Here is an 8,185-nt window from a genome sequence, read left to right as displayed (position 1 = left end):
GGACGTACTTGCGCCGTCCCCCGCAGCCCCGCCCCGTCCGACCCAGCCCATGACACTGGCTCTGCCGGCCGCGAGGGGCCCTGCCGTTGGCTGCATGACCGCCCCGCATGACCGCAATGGCTCCACACGCTAAACTCCCGCCGTGAATACTCCCACCTACACCGCCCAGCAACTCGCCGAGCAGTTCGGCCTGCAGGTCCATGGCGATCCCGCTACCGCCATCCATGGCGTGGCCACCCTCGCCCATGCCGGTCCTGGCCAGCTGACCTTCCTCGCCAACCCGCGCTACCGCGCCCAGCTGGCCGACAGCCAGGCCTCGCTGGTGGTCCTGCGTGCCGACGACGCCGAGGCCGCTCCGGGCGCCGCGCTCGTGGCCAAGGACCCGTACACCACCTTCGCCAAGATCGCCGCGCTGTTCGACATCGCGCCGACACGGCCACCCGGCATCCACCCCAGCGCCGTGATCGACCCCAGCGCCCAGGTCGCCGCCAGCGCGCATATCGGCCCGTTCGTCTCCATCGGCGCACACAGCGTGGTCGGCGAGAACTGCATCATCGGCACCGGCAGCGTGATCGGCGAAGACTGCAGCCTGGACAACGGCTGCGAGCTGATCGCGCGGGTCACCCTGGTTACCCGGGTCAAGCTTGGCAAGCGCGTGCGCGTGCATCCCGGTGCAGTGCTCGGCGCCGATGGCTTCGGCCTGGCGATGGACGCCGGCAAGTGGATCAAGGTGCCGCAGCTGGGCGGTGTGCGCATCGGCGACGATTGCGAGATCGGCGCCAATACCTGCGTCGACCGCGGTGCGCTGGAAGACACCGTGCTGGACGAAGACGTGCGCCTGGACAACCTGGTGCAGATCGCGCACAACGTGCAGATCGGCGCGCATTCGGCCATCGCCGGCTGCACCGGCATCGCCGGCAGCGCCAGGATCGGCCGCTACTGCCTGCTCGGCGGCCACGTCGGCGTGGTCGGCCACCTCGAGATCTGCGACAAGGTCGTGATCACCGGCAAGTCCGTGGTCCGCAATTCCATCCATGAGCCGGGCGAGTACTCGTCCGGCACCCCGTTGACCGACAACCGCACGTGGCGCAAGAACGCCGCGCGCTTCAAGCAGCTGGACGCATTGGCTCGCCGCGTCCTGGCCGCTGGCAAGGAGAAAGAATGAACGACACGCTGCAGCTTCCTATCGACGTCTGCCAGATCCAGGAACTGCTCCCGCACCGTTACCCGTTCCTGCTGGTGGACCGGGTGCTTGAACTCGACATCGACGCCAAGCGCATCCTGGCGCAGAAGAACGTCAGCATCAACGAGCCGTTCTTCCAGGGCCACTTCCCGGGCCGCCCGATCATGCCCGGCGTGCTGATCATCGAAGCGCTGGCGCAGGCCGGTGGCGTGATGACCCAGCTGACGCTCGGCCGCGATGCGCAGTCCAAGCTGTTCTACATGGTCAAGGTGGAAAATGCCCGCTTCAACAAGCAGGTCGTCCCCGGCGACGTGCTGATGCTGGATGTGCAGATGAAGCGCCTGATCCGCAACATGGGCTGGTACTACGGCGAAGCCAAGGTCAACGGTGAAGTCGTTGCCTCGGCCGAAGTCATGTGCGCCGGCGCCAAGGGCTGATCCACTGGAGGCAGGAATGACTGACAACACACCGCGGATCCACCCGACCGCCGTCATCGATCCGGCCGCGCGCCTGGCCGATGACGTCCAGGTGGGCGCCTTCACCCTGATCGGGGCCGATGTGGAAATCGGCGCCGGCACAGTGGTCGGCCCCCATTGCAGCATCCACGGCCCGACCAGGATCGGCCGTGACAACCGCTTCATCGGCCACGCCGCGATCGGTGGCGAGCCGCAGGACAAGAAGTTTGCCGGCGAGCGCACCGAACTGGTGATCGGCGACCGCAACGTGTTCCGCGAGTTCGTCACCCTGAACCGTGGCACCGGCGGCGGCGGCGGCATCACCACGATCGGCAACGACAACTGGATGCTGGCCTACACGCACGTGGCGCACGACTGCCATGTCGGCAACTTCTGCGTGTTCTCCAACAACACCACCCTGGCCGGCCACGTCACCGTGGGCGACTACGTGATCATCAGCGGCTTCGCCGGTGCCCACCAGTTCTGCCGCATCGGTGCCCACGCATTCCTCGGCATGGGCGCGCTGACCAACGGCGACGTTCCGCCGTTCACCATGGTCGGCACCGATTCGCTGGGCCGCCCGCGCGGCATCAACAGCGAAGGCCTGAAGCGTCGTGGTTTCGACGCCGAGCGCATCTCCGCCATCAAGCGCGCCTACCGCACCCTGTACGTGGCGGGCCTGCCGCTGGCCGAAGCCAAGGTGCAGCTGACCGAACAGGCACGCGACAGCGATGACGTGAAGGCCATGCTGGACTTCATCGAGCACGCCGAGAGGCCCTTGCTGCGATGAGCAGCACGACCGGCCAGGCGCCGGCCGGCGCCGCCGTGATTCCGCTGGCCTCGATGGCCGGCAGCGTCCCCGCGCAGCGGGTGCTCAGCGAGCGCCCGTTGCGGATCGCACTGGTGGCCGGTGAGGCCTCCGGTGATCTGCTGGGTGCGGGCCTGGTGCGCGAGCTGAAGGCACGCTTTCCGAATGCCGAATTCGCCGGCATCGGTGGCGATGCCATGCGCAGCGCCGGCTGCCTGACCTGGCACGATGCCAGCGAGCTGGCGGTGATGGGCCTGACCGAAGTACTGCGCCACCTGCCACGCCTGCTGAAACTGCGTTCCGCGTTTCGCCAGCGTGCACTGGAATGGCAGCCGGACGTGTTCATCGGCATCGACGCGCCCGACTTCAACCTGGGCATCGAACGCTGGCTGAAGCAGCGCGGCGTGCGCACCGTGCATTACGTGAGCCCCTCGGTCTGGGCCTGGCGCGAGAAGCGCGCCGAGAAGATCGGCAGCAGCGCTGACCTGGTGCTGTGCCTGTTCCCGATGGAACCCCCGATCTATGCCAAGCACGGCATCGACGCACGCTTCGTTGGCCATCCGATGGCCGATGACATCCCCCTGCAGGGCAACCGCGAGGAAGCGCGCGCAGCGCTTGGCCTGCCGACCTCGGCCAAGGTGCTGGCGGTGCTGCCAGGCAGCCGCCTGGGCGAAATCTCGCGCCTCGGTGAACCGTTCTTCGAGGCCGCCTGGCAGGTCTCCGAGCGCATCCCCGGCCTGCACGTGGTAGTGCCTGCCGCCAACCCCGCCTGCAAGCGCCTGATCGAAGAGCAGCTGTCACGCTCGGCGTTGCCGGTCGCGTACTCGCATGTGCTGGACGGCCAGGCGCGCAACGCGATGATCGCTGCCGACGTGGTGGTGCTGGCCTCCGGCACCGCAACCCTGGAAGCCATGCTGGTGAAGCGGCCGATGGTGGTTGGTTACCGCGTCAACGAACTGACCTATCGCCTGGTCAAGGCGCTGGGCCTGATCAAGGTCGACCGCTTTGCCCTGCCCAACATCCTGGCCGGCCAGGACCTGGCGCCGGAGCTGATGCAGCACGACTGCACCCCGGACAAGCTGGCCGCCGCCATCCAGCAATGGTTCGACCATCCGCAACGGGTGACCGACCTGCAGGATACCTACGCGCGCCTGCATGAGCGCCTGCGCCGCAATGCGTCGGCACGTGCCGCCGACGCCGTCGGCGAGCTGCTGATGCGCGACCAGGCCCAGGCATGAGCCGCCGCCACGCCGCAGCGGCCAGCCTGACCCTGTTCGATGGCGCGGCGGTGGTCGAACCGGAGCGCCTGGTCGCCGGCGTCGACGAAGCCGGTCGTGGCCCGCTGGCCGGGCCGGTCGCGGTGGCGGCCGTGGTGTTCGACCCGGCACGGCCGCGGATCAACGGCCTGGACGATTCCAAGCAGCTGACCGCGGCGCGCCGCGAGCAGCTGCATGACCGCATCATCGAGCGCGCCCTGGCCTGGCATGTGGTGCTGGTGGACGTGGACACCATCGACCGTCTGAACATCTACCAGGCCACCCTGCAGGGCATGCGCGACGTGGTCGCAGCGGTCGCCCACGTGGCCGGCTTCGCGCGCATCGATGGCAACGTGGTGCCCAAGGGGCTGGTACTGCCGGCGCAGGCGCTGGTCGGCGGCGATGGCATCGACCGCGCGATCATGGCCGCCTCGATCCTGGCCAAGGTCTCGCGCGACCGCTACATGCAGGAGGTGCATGCCCGCCACCCGCAGTACGGCTTCGAGCAGCACAAGGGCTATGGCACCCCGGCCCACCTGGCCGCCCTGCGCGAGCACGGCCCCTGCGTGGAGCACCGGCGCAGCTTCGCCCCGGTGCGCGAGTGCCCGGAAACAGCGCCAGCCCCCGCGATCACAGCCATCGCTTGAACAACGGCTGCCGGGTATCGTCCGGCGCTTTCACGGCAATGTGAACGCCTCCGCTGGCGCCGGGCCATGCCCGGCGACATTCGCGCAATCGGCGCACCGTCAAGTCCTTGTCGCTTCCCCCTGCCCTCGCTACCCTGACCGGGCACTCCAGCGCATCCCGACCCCGGCGACGATCTTCCGTCAGCACCCGGGGCCCGCGCGCTCCAACCTGGTCCGGCATGTCCAACTCCCGCTTCGTACATCTCCACGTCCACACCGAGTTCTCGCTGGCGGACTCGACCATCCGCGTGCCGGCCAAGCCCGACCAGGCGGACCCGAAGAAGGCCAAGCAGGCCAACCTGCTGTCGCGCTCGGTCGAACTCGGCATGCCCGCGCTGGCGGTAACCGACCTCAACAACCTGTTCGCCCTGGTCAAGTTCTACAAGGCCGCCGAAGGCGTGGGCATCAAGCCGATCGCCGGCGCCGACGTGCTGATCGCCGAGGAAGGCCAGGACCCGTGGCGGATGACCCTGCTGTGCCGCGACCGTGAGGGCTACCTGAGCCTGTCGCGCCTGCTGACCCGCGCCTGGATGGAAGGCCATCGCCCGGAAGGCGGCGTGGCTGTGCACCCGGACTGGTTGAAGGCAGGCAATGCCAACCTGTTCGCGCTGGCCGGCCGGCAGAGCCTGGCCGGGCGCCTGGCGCTGGACGGAAAGCATGAGCTGGCCGAGCAGCAGCTGGCCGACTGGCAGCGCGTGTTCGGCGATGGCCTGCACCTGGAGCTGACCCGCACCGGCCGCGAGGGCGAGGAAACCTTCAACCAGTTCGCGCTGATGGCCGCCGGCCAGCGCGGGTTGCCGGTGGTGGCCAGCAATGACGTGCGCTTCCTGTCGCCATCGGATTTCAGCGCGCACGAAGCGCGCGTGTGCATTTCCACCGGCCGCGTGCTGGACGACCCCAAGCGCCCACGCGAATACAGCGACCAGCAGTACCTGAAGTCGGCCGAGGAGATGTGCGCGCTGTTCGCCGACATTCCCGATGCGATCGACAACACGCTGGCGCTGGCCGAGCGCTGCAACATCGAGATGCGGCTGGGCACCTACTTCCTGCCCAACTACCCGGTGCCGGACGACGAGACCCTGGACACCTGGATCCAGAAGATGTCGCGCGACGGCCTGGAAGAGCGCTTGGAGAAGAATCCGCTGGCGCCGGGCAAGACCCGCGAAGAGTACTTCGAGCGCCTGGAATTCGAGCTCAACACCATCATCAAGATGGGCTTCCCGGGCTACTTCCTGATCGTGGCCGACTTCATCCAGTGGGGCAAGAACCAGGGCATTCCGATCGGTCCCGGCCGTGGTTCGGGTGCCGGTTCGCTGGTGGCGTGGGCGCTGAAGATCACCGATCTGGACCCGCTGCCGTACAACCTGCTGTTCGAGCGCTTCCTGAACCCGGAACGCGTGTCGATGCCCGACTTCGACATCGACTTCTGCATGGACCGCCGCGATGAAGTGATCGACTACGTCGCACGCAAGTACGGGCGCGAGCGCGTCAGCCAGATCATCACCTACGGCACCATGGCCGCCAAGGCGGTGGTGCGCGACTCCGGCCGCGTGCTCGGTTTCCCGTACGGCCTGGTCGACGGCGTCTCCAAGCTGATCCCGAACATCCTCGGCATCCACCTGAAGGATGCGCTGGGCAAGGGCAAGGAAGGCCCGAGCTCGGAAATGGCCTCGGCCGAACTGATCCAGCGCTACGAGACCGAGGACGATGTCCGCGACCTGATCGATCTGGCGCTGCAGCTGGAAGACCTGACCCGCAACGCCGGCAAGCACGCCGGTGGCGTGGTGATCGGTCCCGAGCCGCTGAGCGAGTTCTGCCCGCTGTACGCCGAACACGACGAGAACGGACTCGGCAAGAACCCGGTCACCCAGTTCGACAAGAACGACGTGGAAGAAGTGGGCCTGGTGAAGTTCGACTTCCTTGGCCTGCGCACGCTGACCATCATCGACTGGGCGGTGAAGGCGATCAACAAGCGCCATGAGCGCGCCGGCATCCCGCCGGTGGACATCGCCGCGATCCCGCTGGACGACACGCCCACCTACAAGGACATCTTCGCCAACGGCAATACCGGCGCGGTGTTCCAGTTCGAATCCTCGGGCATGCGCCGCCTGCTGAAGGACGCGCGCCCCGACCGTTTCGAAGACCTGATCGCGCTGGTGTCGCTGTACCGACCCGGCCCGATGGACCTGATTCCCTCCTTCAACGCGCGTAAGCACGGCCAGGAAGAAATCATCTATCCCGATCCGCGCACCGAAGCGATCCTGAAGGACACCTACGGCATCATGGTGTACCAGGAGCAGGTGATGCAGATGGCGCAGATCGTCGGCGGCTACTCGCTGGGCGGCGCTGACCTGCTGCGCCGCGCGATGGGCAAGAAGGTGCCGGCGGAAATGGCCAAGCACCGCGAGATCTTCCGCGAAGGTGCGGCCAAGGATGGTGTGGACGAAGCCAAGGCCGATGCGATCTTCGACCTGATGGAGAAGTTCGCCGGTTACGGCTTCAACAAGTCCCACGCCGCTGCATATGCACTGGTCAGCTACCAGACCGCGTGGCTGAAGCGCCACTACCCCGCCGAGTTCATGGCGGCCACGCTGTCTTCCGACCTCGACAACACCGACAAGGTGGTCGGCTTCCTCGACGAGGTGCGCAATCTCGGCCTGACCGTGCTGCCGCCGAAGGTGAACCAATCGGCCTTCATGTTCGAGGCGGTGACGCCGGACACCATCCAGTACGGTCTGGGCGCAATCAAGGGCGTCGGCCAGGGTGCCTGCGAAGCGGTGGTCGACGAACGCCTGAAGGGCGGCGAGTACAAGGACCTGCTCGACTTCTGTACCCGCGTCGGTTCGGCCAAGCTCAACCGGCGCACGCTGGAAGCGATGATCAACTGCGGCGCACTGGACGAACTCGGCCATAACCGCGCCTCGCTGATGCTGCAGCTGCCGGAGGTGATCAAGGCCACCGACCAGATGGCGCGCGAACGTGCGTCGGGCCAGAACTCGCTGTTCGGCGGCCCCGACCCGAGCGCGACCACGATCCAGCTGGATCTGCCTGAAGCCGAGGAATGGCCGCTGCTCCAGCGCCTGAACGGCGAGCGCGACACGCTGGGCTTCTACCTCAGCGGCCACCCGTTCGACCCGTGGCGCGACGATGTGCGCGACCTGGTCGGCAACGACCTGGGCTCGGTGGAGAAGATCTGGAGCGCCAACAGTGGCGGCGGTGGTGGCGGTGAGAAGCGCTGGCGCCCGGAAGTGCAGACCGTGCTGGCCGGCCAGGTGGTCGGCGTGCGCCGCAAGGGCGAGAGCCAGATCTTCATCCAGCTCGAGGATGGCCGCGGCCGCGTCGAGTGCAGCGCATTCTCCGACGCGATGGCCGAGTTCGGCCACCTGATGACCAAGGACCGCATCCTGGTGGTCAAGGGCGGCCTGCGCGAGGACGAATTCAACGGCGGCTTCGCGCTGCGCATCCGCCAGTGCTGGGACTTCGACGAAGTCTGCGCCAACTACGCCACGCGCCTGTCGCTGCGCCTGGACCTGCGCCAACAGCGCCCGGTCTGGGAACGCATCGATGCGCTGCTCGACCGCCATCGCCCGGGGCGAACGCCACTGCGCCTGGACCTGCTGCTGAAGGGACCACACGGCGGTGTCGCCGGCATGCTCGATGTGTCCGGGCAGAGCGCGGTACGCATCGACTCCAAGCTGATGGAGGCGCTGCGCGCCGACCCGGCCGTGCGCACCCTGAAGGTGCGCTACAGCCCGCCGTGGGCCAGTTGAGTCGGGCGCCCTCGTGTTCCTGTTTCC

The 8,185-nt window shown here is 67.6% G+C and carries 5 protein-coding genes and 1 pseudogene; all 6 read left to right on the top strand.

Annotated features, from left to right (window positions below):
- The first annotated feature begins 142 nt into the window (after positions 1 to 142).
- The 6 genes and pseudogenes from lpxD (at position 143) to dnaE (ending at position 8,158) form a co-directional block, all read left to right on the top strand.
- A complete protein-coding gene (lpxD, locus tag D5301_RS22050; protein ID WP_324187373.1) occupies positions 143 to 1,165 on the top strand; it encodes a UDP-3-O-(3-hydroxymyristoyl)glucosamine N-acyltransferase in 1,023 nt (340 codons plus the stop codon).
- Entirely contained in the window at positions 1,162 to 1,620 is a 459-nt protein-coding gene (fabZ, locus tag D5301_RS22045) for a 3-hydroxyacyl-ACP dehydratase FabZ (RefSeq protein WP_005408737.1), read from the top strand. Before lpxD ends, fabZ begins: the two co-directional genes overlap by 4 nt.
- A gap of 16 nt (positions 1,621 to 1,636) precedes the next feature.
- Entirely contained in the window at positions 1,637 to 2,428 is a 792-nt protein-coding gene (lpxA, locus tag D5301_RS22040; protein ID WP_110711704.1) for an acyl-ACP--UDP-N-acetylglucosamine O-acyltransferase, read from the top strand.
- Positions 2,429 to 2,520: 92 nt separating this feature from the next.
- Positions 2,521 to 3,684 (top strand): annotated as a pseudogene (gene lpxB, locus D5301_RS22035) (lipid-A-disaccharide synthase); the annotation flags it as partial.
- A complete protein-coding gene (locus tag D5301_RS22030) occupies positions 3,681 to 4,349 on the top strand; it encodes a ribonuclease HII (RefSeq protein ID WP_153856888.1) in 669 nt (222 codons plus the stop codon). The pseudogene lpxB and the gene D5301_RS22030, both read left to right, overlap by 4 nt.
- 218 nt (positions 4,350 to 4,567) lie before the next feature.
- The gene (gene dnaE / locus D5301_RS22025; protein ID WP_110711702.1) at positions 4,568 to 8,158 is read left to right on the top strand and encodes a DNA polymerase III subunit alpha; all 3,591 of its coding nucleotides are present in this window, start codon (positions 4,568 to 4,570) and stop codon (positions 8,156 to 8,158) included.
- Positions 8,159 to 8,185 lie beyond the last annotated feature (27 nt).

This window comes from Stenotrophomonas sp. MH181796 (assembly GCF_009659995.1).
In the GTDB taxonomy this organism is placed as follows: domain Bacteria; phylum Pseudomonadota; class Gammaproteobacteria; order Xanthomonadales; family Xanthomonadaceae; genus Stenotrophomonas; species Stenotrophomonas riyadhensis.
The sequence above is the reverse complement of the archived record's forward strand: the minus strand, read 5'-3'. Positions and strand labels throughout refer to the sequence as shown.

Coding starts and splice junctions, on each gene's coding strand:
- fabZ (WP_005408737.1), top strand. CDS start 1,162: ATGAACGACACGCTGCAGCTTCCTATCGACGTCTGCCAGATCCAGGAA.
- lpxA (WP_110711704.1), top strand. CDS start 1,637: ATGACTGACAACACACCGCGGATCCACCCGACCGCCGTCATCGATCCG.
- D5301_RS22030 (WP_153856888.1), top strand. CDS start 3,681: ATGAGCCGCCGCCACGCCGCAGCGGCCAGCCTGACCCTGTTCGATGGC.
- dnaE (WP_110711702.1), top strand. CDS start 4,568: ATGTCCAACTCCCGCTTCGTACATCTCCACGTCCACACCGAGTTCTCG.